General features: G+C 53.8%; 12 protein-coding genes, 3 tRNA genes and 1 pseudogene. 13 read left to right on the top strand and 3 right to left on the bottom strand.

Annotated features, from left to right (window positions below):
- Positions 1-24 precede the first annotated feature (24 nt).
- Both QQJ87_RS08530 and QQJ87_RS08525 read left to right on the top strand, forming a co-directional pair.
- Complete coding sequence (locus tag QQJ87_RS08530; RefSeq protein WP_284281208.1) at positions 25-1,131, top strand: efflux RND transporter periplasmic adaptor subunit; 1,107 nt, start codon at positions 25-27, stop codon at positions 1,129-1,131.
- The gene (locus QQJ87_RS08525; RefSeq protein ID WP_284281206.1) at positions 1,124-4,228 is read left to right on the top strand and encodes an efflux RND transporter permease subunit; all 3,105 of its coding nucleotides are present in this window, start codon (positions 1,124-1,126) and stop codon (positions 4,226-4,228) included. Before QQJ87_RS08530 ends, QQJ87_RS08525 begins: the two co-directional genes overlap by 8 nt.
- Here the strand turns inward: QQJ87_RS08525 and QQJ87_RS08520 are convergent.
- Positions 4,199-5,041 (bottom strand): squalene/phytoene synthase family protein, encoded by an 843-nt coding sequence (locus tag QQJ87_RS08520; RefSeq protein ID WP_284281205.1) that lies wholly within the window; start codon positions 5,039-5,041, stop codon positions 4,199-4,201. The two genes, QQJ87_RS08525 and QQJ87_RS08520, sit on opposite strands and share 30 nt — an antisense overlap.
- A 117-nt stretch (positions 5,042-5,158) precedes the next feature.
- On the opposite strand from QQJ87_RS08520, the gene QQJ87_RS08515 reads away from it, so the two are divergent.
- The 10 genes and pseudogenes from QQJ87_RS08515 to QQJ87_RS08470 all read left to right on the top strand — a co-directional run bounded on the left by QQJ87_RS08515 (position 5,159) and on the right by QQJ87_RS08470 (position 16,553).
- Positions 5,159-5,243: transfer RNA gene (locus QQJ87_RS08515), tRNA-Leu, on the top strand.
- A 377-nt stretch (positions 5,244-5,620) separates the two neighbouring features.
- Entirely contained in the window at positions 5,621-6,928 is a 1,308-nt protein-coding gene (gene tig, locus QQJ87_RS08510; RefSeq protein WP_284281204.1) for a trigger factor, read from the top strand.
- Between the two features lie 21 nt (positions 6,929-6,949).
- Positions 6,950-7,597 (top strand): ATP-dependent Clp endopeptidase proteolytic subunit ClpP, encoded by a 648-nt coding sequence (gene clpP, locus QQJ87_RS08505; protein ID WP_284281203.1) that lies wholly within the window; start codon positions 6,950-6,952, stop codon positions 7,595-7,597.
- 24 nt (positions 7,598-7,621) lie between these two features.
- On the top strand, positions 7,622-8,893 hold the full coding sequence (gene clpX, locus QQJ87_RS08500; protein WP_284281202.1) for an ATP-dependent Clp protease ATP-binding subunit ClpX: 1,272 nt from the start codon (positions 7,622-7,624) through the stop codon (positions 8,891-8,893).
- Positions 8,894-9,053: 160 nt separating this feature from the next.
- The gene (gene lon, locus QQJ87_RS08495; RefSeq protein WP_284281201.1) at positions 9,054-11,462 is read left to right on the top strand and encodes an endopeptidase La; all 2,409 of its coding nucleotides are present in this window, start codon (positions 9,054-9,056) and stop codon (positions 11,460-11,462) included.
- Positions 11,463-11,677: 215 nt separating this feature from the next.
- Positions 11,678-11,950 carry an HU family DNA-binding protein gene (locus tag QQJ87_RS08490; RefSeq protein WP_284281200.1) on the top strand — a complete coding sequence of 91 codons (273 nt, stop codon included), beginning with the start codon at positions 11,678-11,680 and terminating at the stop codon, positions 11,948-11,950.
- A gap of 144 nt (positions 11,951-12,094) precedes the next feature.
- Positions 12,095-12,170 (top strand) — tRNA-Val (locus tag QQJ87_RS08485).
- A 33-nt stretch (positions 12,171-12,203) separates the two neighbouring features.
- Positions 12,204-12,280: transfer RNA gene (locus tag QQJ87_RS08480), tRNA-Asp, on the top strand.
- Positions 12,281-12,477: 197 nt separating this feature from the next.
- Positions 12,478-14,574 (top strand): annotated as a pseudogene (locus QQJ87_RS08475) (heavy metal translocating P-type ATPase).
- Positions 14,575-14,639: 65 nt separating this feature from the next.
- Entirely contained in the window at positions 14,640-16,553 is a 1,914-nt protein-coding gene (locus QQJ87_RS08470; RefSeq protein ID WP_284281199.1) for a SurA N-terminal domain-containing protein, read from the top strand.
- An 18-nt stretch (positions 16,554-16,571) separates the two neighbouring features.
- Here QQJ87_RS08470 and QQJ87_RS08465 read toward each other — a convergent pair whose 3' ends face one another.
- A complete protein-coding gene (locus QQJ87_RS08465; RefSeq protein ID WP_284281198.1) occupies positions 16,572-17,243 on the bottom strand; it encodes an arylesterase in 672 nt (223 codons plus the stop codon).
- Here QQJ87_RS08465 and QQJ87_RS08460 point away from each other — a divergent pair.
- A complete protein-coding gene (locus tag QQJ87_RS08460) occupies positions 17,242-17,922 on the top strand; it encodes an ABC transporter ATP-binding protein (RefSeq protein WP_284281197.1) in 681 nt (226 codons plus the stop codon). The two genes, QQJ87_RS08465 and QQJ87_RS08460, sit on opposite strands and share 2 nt — an antisense overlap.
- Here the strand turns inward: QQJ87_RS08460 and QQJ87_RS08455 are convergent.
- The gene (locus tag QQJ87_RS08455; RefSeq protein ID WP_284281196.1) at positions 17,881-19,452 is read right to left on the bottom strand and encodes an NAD(P)H-hydrate dehydratase; all 1,572 of its coding nucleotides are present in this window, start codon (positions 19,450-19,452) and stop codon (positions 17,881-17,883) included. The two genes, QQJ87_RS08460 and QQJ87_RS08455, sit on opposite strands and share 42 nt — an antisense overlap.
- Positions 19,453-19,461: the final 9 nt, after the last annotated feature.

The following is a 19,461-nucleotide window of genomic DNA, read 5'->3' as shown; positions in this document are numbered from 1 at the left end:
AAGTAGTGAATAATCGGAGACAAATTGAAACATTCCCGCAGTCTCGGCCGGGGCGGCTTGTTGTGTCTGGCGCTGTTGCTGGGCGCTTGTTCACGTGGTCAACCTGACACCACCGAAATCATTCGTCCAGTTCGCGTCATGGCGCTGAAAGCCACTGGTGCCGTATCCGATGAGGTGTATCCGGGCCAGGTGGAGCCGCGCTATGAAGCGTCGCTGGGCTTTCAAGTGGGGGGGCGCCTGTTGCGCCGTGTGGTTGAGTTGGGTCAACACGTCGACAAAGGGCAGGTGCTTGCACAAATTGATCCGCGCGACCTGGCGCTGGCTCAATCTGCCGCTCAGGCCCAGTACGCTGCCGCACAGGCCGATTTTCAGCAAGCCGTCACCGACCTGAAGCGCGCCAACACCCTGAAAATGCAAAATTTTGTGAGTCAAGCCCAGGTCGATCGCGCGCAGCTGGCGCGTGACGCCGCTGAAAGCCGACTTGCACAGGCGCGCTCGCAACTCAATGCCCAGGTCAATCAAAGCGCGTATGGCAGTCTGCGTGCGCCGGGAAATGGCTACATCACGAAAATTTATGCCGAAGCAGGGCAGGTGCTGGCTCCCGCGCAACCCGTGCTTCAGTGGGCCGGGGAACATGACATCCAGGTGCGAATAGCCGTGCCCGAAACCCGCGTGGATCAGTTTTCTGCGGGTCAGGTTGCCACCGTCAAATTGTGGGCTGAGGGTGACCCTTTGACCGCCAAAGTCCGGGAGGTGTCGCCTGTTGCTGACCCGGTTACACGTGCCTACCCGGTTTATCTGGATTTGCCCGGTGTAGACCAAAAAAGCGCCCGCTTCGGCATGAGTGCCAATGTCATTTTCCAACGTGCACAATCGGACTCGGCTTTCAAATTGCCCGGCACTGCCCTGGTGGCTGATGAAAAGGGTGCTTGGGTGTGGGTGTTCGATCCCGAGAGCAAAACCGTGCATCGGCGAGCCGTAAAGCCGTTTGGTGTCACTGAAAGCAGCTTTTTGGTCAAAGATGGGCTGAGGGCGGGTGATCTGGTGGTAATTGCCGGCACACACGTGCTGAACGAAGGGCAAAAAGCCACCCGTTTCATCGAACCCGCAGATGTGACCGCGCATGACTAAAAAAATCAATCTGTCGCGTTGGGCGCTGCACAACCAGCCTCTGATCCGCTATTTGCTGGCTGTTTTTCTTTTCGCGGGCGTTGCTGCGTTTTTCGCATTGGGCCAGGAAGAGGATCCCCCTTTTGTTTTTCGGGGCATGGTGGTCAAAGCCCTGTGGCCGGGCGCAACCGCCATGCAAATGGCGCAGCAGGTTGCAGACCCGATTGAAAAAGTGCTTCAGGAGCTGCCCTACGCAGACAAGATCCGGTCCTATTCCAAACCGGGCGAAACAGTCATCTTTCTGCAGCTGAAGGACAGTGCGCCACCCAAGCAGGTACCCGACATTTGGTACACCACCCGAAAACGGGTTGGCGACATGGCGGCCACCTTGCCGCAGGGTGTCAGAGGTCCGCTTTTCAACGACGAGTTTGGTGACACCTTCGGCGTGATGTTGGCCTTCTCGTCCGATGGCTTCAGTTACGCTGAATTGAAGTCATTCGTGGATGAAGCGCGTCAATATCTTTTGCAAGTGCCCGATGTCGCCAAGGTGCAGCTGATTGGTGTGCAGCCAGAAAAGGTGTTCATCGATATTTCTCATCGCAAACTGGCTGAACTTGGCATTTCTGCACAAAACCTGATCGCCCAGATCAACAGCCAGAATGCGGTTGCGCCGCAGGGTGTGGTCAGCTTAGACCATGAAAAAATCTGGGCCCGAGTGCAGGGTCAATTCAATTCAATCGATGACCTCCGCAGCACGCCCATTCGCGCCAACGGCAATACCATTCGCCTGGGCGACATCGCCAATATTCACCGCGGCTACGAAGATCCGCCCGTGTCGAAAATGCGTTTCAACGGGCATGAAGTGATCGGTGTAGGCATTTCCATGGTCAATGGTGGAGACATCATCGCTTTGGGAAAAAACCTGGAGAAGGTGGAGCAAAAAATTCTGCAAACCCTGCCCGCCGGCATTGAAATGAGCCGGGTGGCCGATCAGCCCAAAAGCGTCGCCAGTTCAGTGGGTGAATTTGTCAAGGTGCTGATCGAAGCCATTGTGATTGTTCTGGGCGTCAGCTTCGTCAGCTTGGGCTTGCACACCAAACCGTTCCGGGTGGACGTTCGCCCGGGGTTGGTTGTTGCCCTGACCATTCCGCTGGTGTTGGCCACCACGTTTTTGGGCATGAAGTTTTTCGGCATCAATTTGCACAAAATTTCCCTGGGTGCGCTCATCATTGCTTTGGGTCTGCTGGTGGACGATGCCATCATCGCTGTGGAGATGATGGTCAGAAAGCTGGAGGAGGGCTATTCGCGCTTTGAGGCAGCAACCTTCGCTTACGAGTCCACGGCCATGCCCATGTTGACGGGCACATTGATTACCGCAACGGGTTTTTTACCCATCGCATTGGCCAAGTCCGCTGCGGGTGAGTACACCTTTTCAATTTTTGCGGTCACCGCATTGGCACTGCTGTTGTCATGGCTGGTTGCCGTGGTGTTTGTTCCGTACCTGGGTTATCTGATTCTGAAAAAGCCACCCGCCGCCCAGGCTGGGCATCACGAGGTGTTCGATACCCCGTTTTACCAGGGGTTCCGAAAATGGGTGGCCTGGTGCGTCAATCACCGTTGGTTAACCATCGGAGTCACGTTACTGGCTTTTCTAGGGGGTGGATACAGTTTCAAATTCATTGAGCAGCAGTTCTTCCCGGATTCCAACCGTCTGGAGATCATGGTGGATCTCTGGTTGCCTGAGGGCAGTGCCTATCATGAGACTGAGGCCCAAGCCATCAAGCTTGAGCACTGGCTGGCCAAGCAGCCTGAAGTGCAAGGCTATGCTGCCTTCGTGGGCGACGGTGCGCCTCGCTTCTATCTGTCTTTGGATCAAAAGTTTGCGCAAAGTAACCTGGCCGAATTCATCGTCACACCCCACAGCTTTGAGGATCGCGAGCACCTGCGTAAAAAGCTCGAATCGGTTCTGGCCAGTCAGTTTCCCGATGTGCGTGGCAGGGTCAACCTGCTGCCCAACGGGCCACCGGTGACGTATCCCGTTCAGTTTGTCGTCAAGGGGCCAGACCCTAGGGTGGTACGAGGTGTGGCCGATCAGGTCAAGAAAGCAGTGGCCAGCAGCGCCTACACACGTGCCACACACGACAACTGGAACGAAAACGTCAAAGTGCTCAAGCTGAACATCGACCAGGCGCGCGCACGCGCCCTTGGGGTCAGCAGCGAAAGCATTGCCCAAGCCTCTCAAGTGGTTCTTTCTGGGGCACCCATTGGGCAATACCGTGAGAACAACAAGCTGATCGACATTGAGCTGAGAAATCTGCCGGGTGAGCGATCCAGTCTTTCAGAATTGACCAACGCCAACGTGCCCACGGCCAGTGGCGCATACATTCCGCTGTCTCAGGTGGGCAAAGTGACCATCGGCTTTGAGCCAGGTGTGATCTGGCGTGAGAATGGCGAGTTTGCCGTAAGCGTACAGGCCGATGTGGTACCTGGCGTACAGGGAACCACCGTCGCACTGGCGCTCGACAAAGCCTTGCAACCCATGCGGCAGGCCTTGCCCCTGGGGGTCAGTGTCAACCTGGATGGCCTGGCCTCTGATTCGGGCAAGGCGCAAGAATCCATTTTGGCGAACGTGCCCCTGATGCTGTTTATCGTACTGACCTTGCTGATGCTGCAACTGAAAAGTTTTGGCCGAACCTTGCTGGTGTATTTCACCGGTCCACTGGGCATTATCGGGGCGGCCATCGCGCTCATTCTGACCGGCAGGCCTTTCGGTTTTGTGGCTCAATTGGGTGTCATTGCCTTGTTTGGCATGATCATTCGCAACTCGGTTATTTTGGTTGATCAGATTGAGCAGGACCGGTTGGCAGGCGTAGATCCATTTGAAGCGATCGTGGGTTCTGTCATTCGCAGGGCCAGGCCGATCTTGCTGACCGCTGCGGCGGCGGTGTTGGCCATGATTCCTTTGATGCGCTCGCAGTTTTGGGGGCCGATGGCGGTGGCTATCATGGGTGGTTTGATTGTGGCCACACTGCTGACCCTGTTTTTCTTGCCCGCCTTGTACGCAGCAGCCTATCGCATTCAGGAAAAATCACCAGCGCAAGACCTGAGTCGTCCATGAAATGCTGAACTTTTTCCAGGGGGTGAGCATTTTCTGCTCGGTCAACAACAGGTAATTGCTTGGCTTGTGCAGGTTGAACTCGGCAACCCGCATGCGAAAAAGCGCCCTGAGCGGCCTTGCAAATAGCCTGAGTGTTTGTGGAAGCCGTTTCCAGGCAAGTTCCGCTTCTTCTCGTAGTGTTTTTGCCATGCTGATGAAGAGGGCAGTGGTCCTTTCGTCGTGGGCCCGTTGACGAACTTGCTCCGCTGTCACCTCATGCTGTTGGAGCCAGTCAACCGGAACGGGTTGGAAGTTCTCGTCCAGATACTTGGCCAGACGAAGCAATTGGCACAATTCAATTGACCAGGCCCAAAAATTCAACAGTTCATGCAGTTGTTTGGTGTCCGAAACGCCCGCCTTGACCGCAATCAAGTGGCTCCAGGGTTCGAGCTCCCGAAGCGTGGTGGCATGCCAGTCGGCGAGCGTGTTGTGGCGCTTGACCTCACAGCTGTCAACCATCTGTTCGATCAAGTCACCCCAGGCTGCTTCCGGCACGGCGTTGATGTGATGTTGGCCAATGGCCTGGATGATGGGGTGCTGCGACGCCTGTGTTTTGGCGTCGACCAGTGCGTTTCTCCACCAGCCGAGTTTGACCTGCGTCAGCCCGGCTTCAAGCTGCTTCATGCTGGTGCTTCGAATTTCATGGGCCAGGGTAAAGCAGCCCAGCCAGAACGCCCTGTCTTCCGGATTCTGAAACAACAGTGCGTAGTGCAGGGAAGAACCCGGCTGGCAAACCTTTTCAGAGCAATACGAAAAACTGTTGGCTGAAATCATTCTAGGAACACCCGTAGTACAACATTCGGATTGTAAATCAATGCAAAAGAATTAATTTGCGATTATTTTGGATATCCAAATAAATTCAGGCTATAATGCGCGCCTGCTTTGCTTCCAGCCCAGGTGGCGAAATTGGTAGACGCACCAGATTTAGGTTCTGGCGCCGTAAGGTGTGTGGGTTCGAGTCCCTCCCTGGGCACCATGGTTCAAGCTCGCTTTATCAGTTGACCGCATCTTGCCCCTATTTTGGGGTGTGGTTTTGCGGTGGTATTGAAAAACGCCTTCTTTTCCCCGATTCAAGATTGTCGCTGTCCTTTAGAACGGTCAAAGTCATTTCCCTCGCCAAGCCTGTCAAGAAAGAGCCGAACCGTGAGGTATAGGCGCCAGGCTGCCAGTTTGCAGAATTCATAATTCGAGTGCTTAAAACCGAAGCAGGCGCACTGCGGCTGCCAAACCCCTTGCAGACTTGTGTAAGATATCGTCAAGCGTCAGAGCCTTGCCCGATTTGCGCGGGCGGGTTTGTGCCATCCATTAACCTGGGGCCTGTAACCGGGGCCCCTCTGAGTTCACGAGTTTTAAATGACTGAGAATACAAGCACTGTTAGCCCACTCGAGAAAACGCTCTCTCTGAAGCTGTCAGTAGACAAGATCAACGCTGAAGTAGACAAGCGCCTGAAAAAAGTGGCAAAAACAGCCAAGATGCCTGGTTTCCGCCCAGGTAAGGTACCCATGAAAATGGTTCTGCAGAGCTATGGCCCTCAAATCCATTCTGAAGTGCTGAACGACGAACTTGGTCGCACCTTTTCTGAAGAAGTTCAAAAGAACGACCTGCGTGTGGCGGGTACTCCCAGAATTGAAGCGTCCAAAGACGACGGCAACGAGTCTGAGCTTGAATTCAGCGCCACTTTCGAAGTGTTCCCAGAAGTGAAATTTGGCGACTTCTCAACCATTGAAGTTGAAAAAACAGTCGTTGAAGTGTCTGACGCTGAAGTTGAAAAAACGGTGGACATTCTGCGCAAACAGCGCGCCACCTTTGCGGACGTTGATCGCGCTGCTGCCGATGAAGACAAGGTAACGCTTGATTTTGTGGGCAAAATTGACGGAGTTGCATTCGACGGTGGTACAGCCAGCGACTTCTCTTTTGTGTTGGGCAAAGGCCAAATGCTGCCCGAATTTGAAGCTGCAGCCCGTGGGTTGAAAGCCGGTGAAAGCAAAACCTTTGACCTGAGCTTCCCTGAGGACTATCACGGCAAAGACGTTGCCGGTAAAACAGCCCAGTTTGAAATCACTATCAAAAAGGTTGAAGAGCCCAAGTTGCCAGAGCTGACTGAAGAGTTTGCCAAGTCCATGGGCATCGAGGACGGCAGCGTGGACAAACTTCGCGAAGACGTGCGCACCAACTTGATTCGTGAAGTGAGCAGCCGCACCAAAGCTCAAACCAAGGAATCAGTCATGAATGGGCTGGTCAAGGTTGCTGAGTTTGACGTGCCCAAAGCGCTGATTGAATCTGAGACCACTGAGCTGGCTGCCCGTGCGCGTCAAGATCTGAAGGCGCGTGGCATGCAAAACGTGGAAGAGATCAAGCTTCCGGATGATTTGTTTGCAGCTCAGGCCGAGCGTCGCGTTCGTCTGGGTCTGATCGTGTCTGAACTGGTCAAGCTGCACAGTCTGCAGGCCAAACCCGAACAGGTGCGTGCATTCATCGAAGAACAGGCGCAAAGTTACGAAAACCCTGCTGAAGTCATGCAGTGGTATTTCCAGGACCGCGCCCGTTTGGCGGATGTAGAGGCTGTTATTCTGGAAGACAATGTCGTGGAATGGACACTGGGCCAAACCAAAGTGGTCGAGAAAAAGCTTTCTTTTGATGAACTGATGGGAAATAAGTAAATGATGTGGAACCCTCGCTCAATGACTGGTAATTTTTCAAATTCAACTGTGATAGAACCCCAGGGCAACATGTACGTGCCCATGGTGATCGAACAGAGTGGTCGGGGCGAGCGTGCCTATGACATCTACTCCCGCCTGCTCAAAGAGCGCGTGATTTTTTTGGTGGGCCCGATTAACGACCAGATGGCCAACGTGATTGTTGCCCAGATGCTGTTTCTCGAGTCCGAAAACCCCGACAAAGACATTGCGCTGTACATCAACAGCCCCGGTGGTTCAGTGTCGGCGGGCATGGCCATTTACGACACCATGCAGTTCATCAAGCCTGATGTGTCTACGCTGTGCACAGGCCTGGCTGCCAGCATGGGTGCCTTCCTGTTGTCATCGGGCACCAAGGGCAAACGTTTCTCCCTGCCAAATTCCCGAATCATGATTCATCAACCACTGGGTGGTGTGCAGGGTCAGGCGTCTGACATCGAAATTCACGCCAAGGAAATTCTGTATCTGCGTGAGCGTTTGAACGGTATCCTGGCTGAAAACACTGGCAAGTCGATCGAAGAAATTGCGCGTGACACCGATCGTGACAATTTCATGGGTGCGGATGCAGCCAAGGATTACGGTCTGATTGACGACGTTCTTAAAACACGCAGCCAGAAAACTGACAAGAAATAAGGTAGTAGCCCCGAGGATTTGAGCATGTCAGAGAAAAAAGGGTCGAGCGAGAAGCTCCTGTACTGTTCGTTTTGCGGCAAAAGCCAGCACGAAGTTAAAAAACTGATTGCAGGCCCGTCCGTGTTCATTTGCGACGAGTGCATTGAGCTTTGCAACGACATCATCCGCGATGAGGCCGCGGAAGCCAACGCCACTGGCGACGGTGACCGGCTGCCCACACCCCATGAAATTCGCACGATCCTTGATCAATACGTGATCGGTCAGGACCGCGCCAAACGCGTGTTGTCTGTAGCGGTGTACAACCACTACAAGCGCCTGCGCCACATGGGCAAAAAGGACGACATCGAGCTGACAAAGAGCAACATTTTGCTGGTCGGCCCAACCGGTTCTGGTAAAACACTGCTTGCTCAAACCCTCGCACGGCTTTTGAATGTGCCCTTTGTGATCGCCGACGCAACCACCTTGACCGAGGCTGGTTATGTGGGTGAGGACGTTGAAAACATCATCCAAAAGTTGCTCCAAAACTGCAACTATGAGGTTGAAAAGGCCCAGCGCGGTATTGTCTACATCGATGAAATCGACAAGATTTCCAGAAAATCAGACAATCCTTCCATCACGCGCGACGTGTCGGGTGAGGGTGTTCAGCAAGCCTTGTTGAAACTGATCGAAGGCACTGTGGCCTCTGTGCCCCCGCAAGGTGGCAGAAAGCATCCCAATCAAGATTTTGTTCAGATCGATACCACCAATGTGCTGTTTATCGTCGGTGGGGCTTTCGAGGGACTCGACAAGATCATTCGCAACAGGTCCGAACGTTCCGGCATCGGCTTTGGTGCGGAGGTCAAGAGCAAGACCGACGAAAATGTCGGCGCCATGCTCCAGGACGTTGAGCCGGAGGACCTGATCAAGTTCGGTATCATCCCAGAATTGGTGGGCCGTTTGCCTGTATTTGCCACGCTGGAAGAGCTTGACGAACCAGCACTGATCCAGATTTTGACCGAACCGAAAAATGCGGTGGTCAAGCAGTTCCAGAAATTGCTCGAAATGGACGGTGCTGAACTGGAAATTCGACCCTCTGCGCTCAGCGCCATTGCCAAAAAGGCGATACAGCGCAAAACTGGCGCGCGTGGCTTGCGCACCATTCTTGAGCAAGCTCTGTTGGGCGTGATGTACGATTTGCCCAGCGAAGGACAGGTCAAGAAGGTGGTCATTGATGAGTCCACAATCACGGGTGAGGGTCAACCGCTTCTGATCTACGAAGATGCACCCAAGATCGCAGGCAGCAAAGACAAATCGTAGGCTTCAGAGCCCCCGAAACAGGGGTTTTGAGCGTGAAAGATCCAGAAAAAGCCCGACTTTCATGTCGGGCTTTTTCTTTTCGGTGGTATTGTTTTATTTGAGGCTTGAATAAGCGCGTTTTGCCCCCACAGTAGTATCAAGTTTTAAAAAGGTGAAAATTATGTCAGCGACCAACGTGCTTCCCGAACAGATTATTGACCTGCCATTGTTGCCCCTGCGGGATGTCGTGGTGTTTCCACACATGGTCATCCCCTTGTTTGTAGGTCGCTCCAAGTCGATCAAGGCGCTTGAAATTGCCATGGAAAGTGGCAAGAGCATTCTTTTGGTTGCCCAGAAGTCTGCCTCCAATGATGAGCCCAGCGAAAAAGACATTTATGGCATTGGCTGTGTGGCCAACGTCCTGCAAATGCTGAAGTTGCCCGATGGCACCGTCAAGGTGCTGGTTGAAGGCGTGCAGCGTGCCAAACTCGAGAAAGTACAGGATCTGGAAACCCATTTTCAGGCGGAGGCCCTGCCTTTGCTGCCCGATCCGTCCCAAAGCCCTGAAACAGAGGCTTTGAAGCGTGCCGTCATGGCTCAGTTTGACTCCTATGTGAAGTTGAACAAGAAGATCCCTCCCGAAATTCTGACCTCACTTTCTGGCATTGACGACACAGGCCGGCTGGCCGACACCATCGTGTCGCACCTGCCCTTAAAGCTTGAGCAGAAGCAATCCATTCTGGAAACCTTCAGCGTGTCCGCGCGTCTTGAGGCGTTGTTGGCCCAGCTTGAGTCTGAAATTGACATTCTTCAGGTTGAAAAGCGCATTCGTGGTCGAGTTAAGCGCCAGATGGAAAAAAGCCAGCGCGAGTACTATCTGAACGAACAGGTCAAGGCCATCCAGAAAGAGCTGGGTGAGGGCGAAGACGGCGCTGACATGGAAGAACTTGAACGCAAGATCAAGGCTGCCAAAATGCCCAAGGAAGCCCTCAAAAAGGCTGAGTCTGAGCTTAAAAAACTGAAATTGATGTCGCCCATGTCGGCTGAAGCCACTGTGATTCGAAATTACATCGACACCCTGGTCAATCTGCCTTGGAAAAAGAAGACCAAGATCAACAACGATCTGGCCAACGCTCAGCATGTGCTGGATGAAGACCACTATGGTCTTGAAAAGGTCAAAGAACGCATTGTGGAGTACCTTGCAGTGCAACAGCGTGTTGACAAGCTAAAGGCCCCAATCTTGTGTCTGGTTGGCCCTCCCGGCGTGGGTAAAACCTCATTGGGGCAGTCTGTGGCGCGTGCTACCAACCGCAAGTTTGTTCGCATGGCTCTGGGCGGTGTGCGTGATGAAGCCGAGATTCGTGGTCACCGCAAAACCTACATCGGCTCCATGGCCGGTAAGGTGTTGAGTAGCCTGACGAAAGTGGGTGTTCGTAATCCACTGTTTTTGCTCGATGAAATTGACAAGATGGGCATGGACTTCCGGGGTGACCCTGCTTCGGCGCTGCTCGAGGTGCTTGATCCCGAGCAAAACAGCACCTTTGTGGATCATTACGTGGAGGTTGAATACGACCTGTCGGACGTCATGTTCGTGGCCACTGCCAACTCATTGAACATTCCTCCGGCATTGCTTGACCGAATGGAAGTGATTCGTTTGTCGGGTTACACCGAGGATGAAAAGGTCAGCATTACTCAAAAATACCTGTTGCCCAAGCAGATGAAGAACAATGGTGTGAAGGCGGATGAGCTCTCAGTCTCTGAAGCCGCCATTCGTGACATCATCCGTTACTACACCCGTGAGGCGGGTGTGCGTGGCATGGAGCGCGAAATCTCCAAGATCTGCCGCAAGGTGGTTCGTCAGGTCTTGTTGGGTGGTAAAGACAAAAAAGTGGCTGTGACCCCCAAAAATCTGGACAAGTTTCTGGGTGTGCGCCGCTACAGCTTTGGTTTGGCTGAAAAAGAAAACCAGGTGGGGCAGGTTACCGGTCTTGCCTGGACAGAAGTGGGCGGCGACCTGCTGACCATCGAGACTGTGTCCATGCCCGGCAAGGGCAACATCATTCGCACCGGTTCTCTGGGCGATGTGATGAAAGAGTCCGTTGAGGCGGCACGCTCAGTGGTGCGCTCACGTTCAACCCGCCTCGGCATCGTCGACAGCGTGTTCGAGAAGCGTGACATTCACGTTCACGTGCCTGAGGGCGCTACGCCCAAAGATGGTCCCTCAGCCGGCATTGCCATGACGACCGCGTTGATCTCAACCCTCACGGGTATCCCCGTGAAATCCTCCATTGCCATGACAGGGGAAATCACGTTGCGTGGGGAGGTGCTTGCCATCGGTGGTCTGAAGGAAAAGCTGCTTGCAGCCCATCGTGGTGGCATCAAAACTGTGCTGATTCCTGAGGAAAACGTCAAGGATTTGGCTGAAATTCCGGCCAACGTGAAGAACAGCCTGGAGATTATTCCAGTCAAATGGATTGATCAGGTCATTGAAAACGCCTTAGAACGTTTGCCAGAGCCACTCGCGCAGCAACCTGAGATGTTGTCATCGAAGACTGACGATGCCGTGGCAAATCCTGCTGTAAAGCATTGATCTGTATAAGAAACTTGATTTAAAAAACCCGACTTGAATGTCGGGTTTTTTTTTGTGTGTTTGGCAAGGTGTTTTTACACCTCGAAAATTAACTGAGAAAATCGCGCAAAATGGCTTGACAGCTAGGTTTGCGCCATGTCTAAATTAGGCACTGGAAGCTACGTGGCGCTTACCTAGAGCGCCGTTTTTTTTGTCACCAAGAGGGGGCTTATTACATGAATAAAACCGAACTGATCGACCAAATTGCTGAATCAGCAGAAATCTCCAAGGCAGCCGCTGGCCGCGCATTGGATGCAATGATTGACGCTGTGAAGACCACCCTGAAAAAGGGCGGTTCAGTAACCTTGGTTGGTTTTGGTACCTTTGCTGTTGGCAAGCGCGCTGCTCGCAGCGGTCGTAACCCACGCACTGGCGCTACCATCAAAATCAAGGCTGCTGCTGTGCCTAAGTTCCGTCCTGGCAAGGCCCTGAAAGACGCAGTTAATTAATTTACAAAAAAGTAGCTCGGGCTATTGCAGAGTAAATTAAATTCTGTATATAATTGCGGTCTTGGCTGATTCGCAAAAGCGACAGTCACTAGAAAACAAGAATAAAGTCGATTGACCAAATTCCAAGATTGTCTAGTGTATGTCGGGTGCTTAGCTCAGTTGGTAGAGCGGAACCCTTACAAGGTTTAGGTCGGGAGTTCGAGCCTCTCAGCACCCACCAAGATTTTGCGAAACAGTTCAAAAAACCAACTCAGGAGTGGTAGTTCAGTTGGTCAGAATACCGGCCTGTCACGCCGGGGGTCGCGGGTTCGAGCCCCGTCCACTCCGCCAAAACAAAAAAGCGATGCAACCTTCAAGGTGCATCGCTTTTTTTTATTCTCTTTTGCCTCAGTACACCTTGAGGTGCGTTACCCTCAAAATTGCTTGTAAATCCTTGCTCATTCCCGAGGGAGACTCGAGTTTTGATCCAATCCCGTCGCACCACGCATTCAGCCTCAGACAGCAAGCTGCTGTTGTACGTACCAGCCATGGACTGTGCCAATGAGGAGCGCGAAATTCGACAGTTGTTGAAGGGTGTTGTTGCTGAATCGGCGCTGCATTTTCATCTGTCAAACCGACAAATTGAAGTTCAGGTAGATCCAGGGCAAATCGACGAAATCATTCAACCGATTCGCAAGGCTGGGTTTGAGGTTCAATTGATTCAGGCCCGCGAGGACAGTGAAGCGCTGTTGAGTCGTCAATCCCGATTGGAAGCCTTGCGCGCCAGTGTTGCCTTGGTGTTTGCGCTCACTGCTGAATTCATTCATGTTCTGAAATTCGACGATGGGCCGTTTCAATATGTCGGCATGCTGTTTGCCGGGGTGGGCATTTTGCTGGCAGGCGGGTCAACATACCGCAAAGGTCTGATAGCCATTCGGCAGCTTCGCATGAATATCAGTGCCCTGATGAGCGTGGCCGTAACGGGGGCCTTTCTGATTGGTCAATGGCCCGAGGCAGCCATGGTGATGGCGCTGTATGCCTGTGCGGAATGGATCGAAGCCCGCTCAGTCGGACGCGCCAAAAACGCGGTGCATGCCTTGTTAAAGCTTCGTCCCGAGCGGGTTCACATGCAGCAGTGCTGCGGTGGCTGGAATGAGGTGTCAGTGGATCAAGTGCCCCGAGACTCGCTCATACGAATTCGACCCGGTGCCAGAGTTCCGCTGGATGGCGTCATTGAATCGGGGCAATCGACGTTGGACGAATCTTCTTTGACGGGCGAAAGCATGCCCGTGGACAAGCACCCGGGAAGCGTGGTGTACGCAGGCACCTTGAATCAAACTGCAGAGTTGACTGTTCGGGTAACAGCGACTTCAACCGAGGGCGTGTTGAGTCAGGTGATCGCAGCGGTTGAGCAGGCCCAGCAATCAAGAGCACCCACCCAAGGCCTGGTTGACCGCTTTGCCCGCTGGTACACCCCACTGGTATTTTTCATCGCCTTGGGTGTGGCGTTTGCTGGGCCCTTGCTGTGGCACCTGTCATGGTTGGGTGCAAGTTACAAGGCGTTCGTATTGCTGGTGATTGCCTGTCCTTGTGCCTTGGTCATTTCAACGCCGGTCACCATTGTCAGTGGTTTGGCCAGGGCGGCGCGAATGGGTGTTGTCATCAAAGGTGGTGCATGACTAGAAGCCGCCCGTGATATTGCTGTGCTGGCAATTGACAAGACGGGAACCTTGACGGTCGGCTGTCCTGTGCTGGCTGAGGCTGAGTTTCTGGATTCGGTCCAAGATGAAGCCGTGGTTCGAGCGTTGGCCATTGCCATGGCCGAGCGATCTGATCACCCCGTGGCCAAGGCGATTGCTCAGGGCTTGCAGCCAGAAGGCGAGCCTGTAGATTTGCCTGTCTTGCAAGACTACAGCGCGGTCGCCGGGCTCGGCGTTCAGGCGCACTGGAATGATCAGTCCTGCCAACTCGGCAATAGGCGGCTTTTGGATTCTGTTCAATGTCCGCAAGCGCGTGCACAGCTTGGGCAGCGACTGAATGACATGGAGACAGGGGGCAGATCAACGAGTGTATTGATGTGTAATGATCACGTGCTTGCCCTTTTCGCGGTAAGCGATGAAGTTCGGCCTGGTGCGGCGGCGCAAATTCGTCGCCTCAAGGGTCTGGGCCTGCAAGTCGTGATGCTTACCGGTGACAATCCGGTGGTTGCACAGGGCGTTGGCCGGTCGTTGGGAATTGAAGATATTCGTGCCAGTCTCTTGCCCAATGAAAAAATGGAGCAAATCAGGCATTTGCGTGCGGAAAGCGCCGGCTTGGTGGCCATGGCGGGCGATGGAATCAATGATGCGCCTGCTTTGGCCAGTGCCGGGCTGGGGTTTGCCATGGGTGGGTCAGGAACTGACATCGCCATGGACACGGCCGACATTGTGGTTATGAATGACAATCTGGCCCGCATCGTCGACACGATCGAGCTTTCGAAAAAAACTCGCTGGGTGTTGTGGCAAAACATTGTGTTGGCGCTGGGCATTAAGCTGGTTTTTTTGTATCTCGCGGTGTTTCAAGAGGCAACCATGTGGGAGGCCGTGTTTGCCGACATGGGAGCCAGTCTGTTGGTGGTGTTTAATGGTTTGAGGTTGCTGCGTTAGGCGCCAACGCAGACCAGCTTCAGGTATCATTGTCCGTTGTTTTTAACCTGACTTGGCCTGCCCACATGTTTGATTTTGTTCGCAACAACCAAAAACTGATGCAGTTTCTACTGCTGCTGTTCATTGCGCCTGCTTTTGTTTTGTTGGGTGTGAACCGATATGAAGGTTCTGGTTCCGGGCCAAATGTATTGGCCACTGTGGGTGATTACAAAATCACGCAGGCCGAGTTTGATCAGGTCAAAAGAAACAGGATCGAAGAGGCCAGACAGCGCGCTGGGGCGAACTTCGACCCGAAGCAGTTTGACAATCCACAGGTCAACAAACAGCTGCTTGACACCATCATTTCTGAATACCTGCTGCAAAAAGACGTGGCCAAAGAATACCTGACAGCGTCTGACGAGGCTTTGCGTACCGCCATCCTTGAGACCCCCGCTTTTCAGAAAGACGGAAAGTTCGACATGGACACCTACAAGGCTTTGCTGGCTGCACGTGGCCTGACGCCCGCCAGCTACGATGCCAATCTGAGATTCAACATGGCGCGCGACCAGGTTCTGAATCCCTTGTTTGAATCGGTGTTTTTTACCAAGTCGCTTCGCTCTCAGATTGACAACGCGCAGTTGGCTGGTCGTGTGGTTCAAACACGCACCATTGGACTGGATGCCTATTTGCCCAAGGTCAGCGTAACCGACGATGAAATTACAAAGTACTACAACGACAACAAGTCCGCATTTGAAACACCCGCGACCGCCGATGTTCAGTATCTGGTGCTAAGCCCCGCTGACATCAAGGCGGGTATCGAAGTCAGTGATGCCGATGTGCAAAGCTACTATGAGCAGAACAAGGCCCGGTTTTCCACACCTGAACAGCGCAAGGTGCGCCACATCCTGCTGCCGGCCGAAGAGCAGGGCAAGACCCCGGCTGAGCTAAAAGCGGCAGCAGAAAAGGTACTGGCTGAGGTGAAGGCCAATCCTGCTGATTTTGCCAAGCTGGCTGCCAAATATTCAAGCGATGCGGGTTCGGCCAAGAATGGCGGCGATCTCGGTTATTTTGGCAAGGGTGACATGCCCGCCGCTTTTGAGCAGGCCATGTTCGCGCTTAAAAAGGATCAGATCAGTGATTTGGTGAAGACTCAGTTCGGGTATCACATCCTGGAGGTGACCGACATTCGAGGTGGTGATCAGAAGCCGCTGGCTGACGTTAAATCTGGAATTGTGTCTGAGATCAAAAACCAGAAGCTGACTGTGGCCTTTGCCAGTGCTCAGGAAACCTTTTCTGAAAAGGTCTATGAGGGCGGGCAATCTTTTGACGCAGTGGCCAAGCAGCTGAAGTTGACGCCAGTGGATTTCAAGGGGCTGACTCGCCAACCTGCCAAAGACACCCCCAAGGTGCTGGCAGACCCCAAGTTGCTCGATGAGCTGTTCTCGGATGAATCCATCAAGAGCAAAAACAACACCAAGGCGATTCAAGTTGGAGACAGCCTGGTGTCTGCTCACATTGTTTCCTATCAGGCAGCAGCGCCCAAGCCCTTGGCTGCTGTGAAAGACACCATTTTGAAGCAATTGAAACAGCAAAAAGCGGCTGAGCTTGCAAGCAAGGACGCCGACGCCCTTGTTGCCCAGTTGAACGACGCAAAGGCGGACAGCGCAAGCCGACAGGCAGCGCTCAAAGACTTTGACGCTGCCAAAACCATTTCAGCCATTGGTGCCAAGGGTGTGCCTGGCCCTGTTGCACAAGCGGTGCTGGACACTGGGGCATCCAAGTTGCCCAAGGCCTTGGTTGTTCCACAGGGTGACAAAGGCTTTACAGTGGCCTGGGTGTCCGCAGTGGCCGATGCTGAGGTGGTCAAGAAAGACGCGGATCCGCAAGTGTTGAACTTCTACAATGGCATTGCTGATCAGTCTTATCAAGAAGCCTTGGCGCTGGCCGCACGTGAGGTGCTGGCCAAGCGCATCGGTGTTGAAATCAAGAAGCAGTTCTGAATACGAACACCCTGATTGTCAGGGTGTCAGGGTGCCTGAAAGTGCTGGCCAGATGTTGTCCAGTACTTTTTCTTGATAGTCTGCATTGGGGTGTATTCCATCGGCCTGAAACGCTTCGGGCTTGTCAGCAAATCCTGCCAGCATGAAAGGCACCAGGGGTACTTTCTCCTTTCTGGCCAGTGTCGGGAAAGTCTGGTCAAATCGACGGGTGTAGTTCGGGCCGTAATTGGGTGGAATTTTCATACCGACCAGCACGGTTTGAACCAGGTTTTGCCTGGCCGCTACAATCATGCTGCGCAGATTGTCCTGCATCACCTGCAGTGACAAACCCCTCAAACCGTCGTTGGCGCCCAGTTCCAGAACCATGTGACTGGGTTTTTGGGTTTTCAGCAATTCATCAAGCCGAGCTTTGCCGCCTGCCGTCGTTTCGCCTGAAATGGACGCATTGAAAACGCTGCAGTTCGGGAACTTTTCGGTCAATCTCTTTTCCATAAGGTGTACCCATCCCTGATCGGGGGACAAACCGTAACCCGCAGACAAACTGTCGCCCAGCACCAGAATTTTGCAATCTTTTGGTGTTACCTTTGCAGCGTACGCGGTGGGTGCAAGTGCGAATGTTGCGGCCAACCCGATGGTGGTCAGCCCGATTGACAGGGCGCGCTTTACATGACGAGTGGTATCAAAAAACATGAGTAGTCCTATATTGGAAGTCAAAAACCTGAGTCAGATCATTCAGGACGGCGACAGCACCTTGAGCATACTAGAAAACATTACTTTTTCTATAGATCAGGGGGAGGCCGTTGCAATTGTTGGTGCGTCCGGCTCGGGCAAATCGACCCTGCTGGGCATGCTTGCTGGTCTGGATACGCCCACCTCGGGCGAGGTCAATTTTCTGGGGCAAAACCTGGCTGCCATGAGTGAAGACAGTCGAGCGCGACTGCGTGCCCAACATGTGGGATTTGTGTTTCAGAGTTTTCAGTTGCTGGACCATCTGACGGCCCTTGAAAACGTCATGCTGGCCACTGAATTGACAACCATGTCAAATCGCGAAGAGGCCTGTATCAACATGCTTCAGAGGGTGGGGTTGGCCAATCGGATCCACCACACGCCCAAAACCCTGTCTGGCGGTGAGCAGCAGCGGGTGGCATTGGCGAGAGCCTTCGTCCGAAGGCCCACCGTGGTTTTTGCCGACGAGCCCACTGGCAGTCTTGACTTTGCGACGGGCCAGCGTGTGATTGATCTGATGTTTTCCCTTCAACGAGAGCAGGGCACCACGCTTGTGCTGGTCACCCACGACGACAAGTTGGCGGCCCGTTGTGGGCGACAGTTAACGATTGCCTCTGGCGCGCTTGTGCAGGAAGTGGTTTAGCTGCTGGTTGATCCGTGTGATCAACACGGAGGCGCCAGCAACCTCGGGCCCGTGGGTTTCATCGGGCAGCGGGTCTGCAGCCAGGCCATGCAGCCAGACGCCTGTACTGGCTGCTTCAAAAGCGGAAAGTCCCTGTGCGAGCAATGCCGCAATGCAACCGGTAAGCACATCGCCACTGCCGCCTGTCGCCAACAATGAAGAACCTGTCAGATTGATTTCACTGCGCGCTTTGTAGACCGTCAACGTGCCTGCCCCTTTCAAAACCACCGTGGCATTAAAACGCTCGGACAGCGCGGTTGCGGCGCTCAGGCGATGATGTTGTACCCACTCCGTGCTGGTGTTCAGCAAGCGAGCGGCCTCCAGGGGGTGTGGCGTCAACACAGTTTGCCAACCCGCTTGAATTCGATGAGTCATGCCATCACCTAGAGTGGCCGAGTCTGTGGCAAGCAGGTTCAACGCGTCTGCGTCCAAAACAAGGGGTTGGTTTGCGCGAAGCACACGATTCAGCACCTGCTCTGCCAGACCACTCTGGCCCATTCCAGGCCCCACTGCAAGCACAGTGGAAAAGGTCAGGACGTCTTCAAGGCTTTTGTTCATCAATTCAGGGAATTGAAAATCGAGCAGCGGTTGATCCGCTTGATCCGCCAGCAGGCTGTAAGCCACTCGACCTGCTCCGCACAAAATGGCGCTTCGGGCTGCAAGCAGTGCGGCACCCACCATGCCTGAGCAACCACCAACTACACTGACACTGCCGTGGTTCCCTTTGTGATGGGCATGCAGGCGATGAGGAAGTCGGGCCGTGTGCTGCTGATCACTGGGGGCTTGCAGGGCATCGGGCTCAATAAGGCGTTCGCAGTTGAGCGGCTCAATCATCAAGGTCCCGCACAAGTCTTTGCCTTCTGAACTCAACAGACCCAGTTTGCATGCGATGTAGCTCAATGTGACGTCAGCCTGTACGGCTGGCCCCATCGCCAGACCGGTGTCGCAGTTCAATCCACTCGGCGAATCAAGCGAGTACACCCGGCGACGGTTGGGGCTGTGGTTGATTAATTCGATCCATTTCGCAATCAAGCCCTCTGCAGCGCGCGTTATGCCAATTCCCAGCAGACCGTCCACGATCCATGAATCGCGATCAATGACAGGGTGACGCGCATCCACCAAGGGTATCGGCACGCTGTCAGCCAGCTTCTTTGCGTTTTGTCGGTCTTTTGAGCCGGTGTGCGGGTCCGCGATGTCCATCAAAACCACATTGACACCTGCTTGAGCCAGCGTGCGGGCGCAAATCAGTGCATCTCCACCATTGTTGCCCGGGCCTGCCAGCACCAACACTTGCGCCGGCTGCAATTCGCAATGACGCAGGTCGTCGAGAATTCGGGCTGCGCTGCGTTCTCCTGCAGCTTTCATCAGTTCAAATGAGTCAACAGCCTTGAATGCGGCTTCTTCCGCCGCCCGGGTCTGGGCAACAGTCAGCACCGGAAAGTGGTCTTCTCTGGGGTACAACCAGGCAGTGTGCAAGTCGGTGTCGGGCATTGTGGTGTT

Origin of the sequence: Limnobacter litoralis, assembly GCF_030160455.1 — a bacterium.
GTDB classification, from domain to species: domain Bacteria; phylum Pseudomonadota; class Gammaproteobacteria; order Burkholderiales; family Burkholderiaceae_B; genus Limnobacter; species Limnobacter litoralis.
The sequence above is the reverse complement of the archived record's forward strand: the minus strand, read 5'-3'. Positions and strand labels throughout refer to the sequence as shown.

Coding starts and splice junctions, on each gene's coding strand:
- QQJ87_RS08525 (WP_284281206.1), top strand. CDS start 1,124: ATGACTAAAAAAATCAATCTGTCGCGTTGGGCGCTGCACAACCAGCCT.
- QQJ87_RS08520 (WP_284281205.1), bottom strand. CDS start 5,041: ATGATTTCAGCCAACAGTTTTTCGTATTGCTCTGAAAAGGTTTGCCAG.
- tig (WP_284281204.1), top strand. CDS start 5,621: ATGACTGAGAATACAAGCACTGTTAGCCCACTCGAGAAAACGCTCTCT.
- clpP (WP_284281203.1), top strand. CDS start 6,950: ATGACTGGTAATTTTTCAAATTCAACTGTGATAGAACCCCAGGGCAAC.
- clpX (WP_284281202.1), top strand. CDS start 7,622: ATGTCAGAGAAAAAAGGGTCGAGCGAGAAGCTCCTGTACTGTTCGTTT.
- lon (WP_284281201.1), top strand. CDS start 9,054: ATGTCAGCGACCAACGTGCTTCCCGAACAGATTATTGACCTGCCATTG.
- QQJ87_RS08490 (WP_284281200.1), top strand. CDS start 11,678: ATGAATAAAACCGAACTGATCGACCAAATTGCTGAATCAGCAGAAATC.
- QQJ87_RS08470 (WP_284281199.1), top strand. CDS start 14,640: ATGTTTGATTTTGTTCGCAACAACCAAAAACTGATGCAGTTTCTACTG.
- QQJ87_RS08460 (WP_284281197.1), top strand. CDS start 17,242: ATGAGTAGTCCTATATTGGAAGTCAAAAACCTGAGTCAGATCATTCAG.
- QQJ87_RS08465 (WP_284281198.1), bottom strand. CDS start 17,243: ATGTTTTTTGATACCACTCGTCATGTAAAGCGCGCCCTGTCAATCGGG.
- QQJ87_RS08455 (WP_284281196.1), bottom strand. CDS start 19,452: ATGCCCGACACCGACTTGCACACTGCCTGGTTGTACCCCAGAGAAGAC.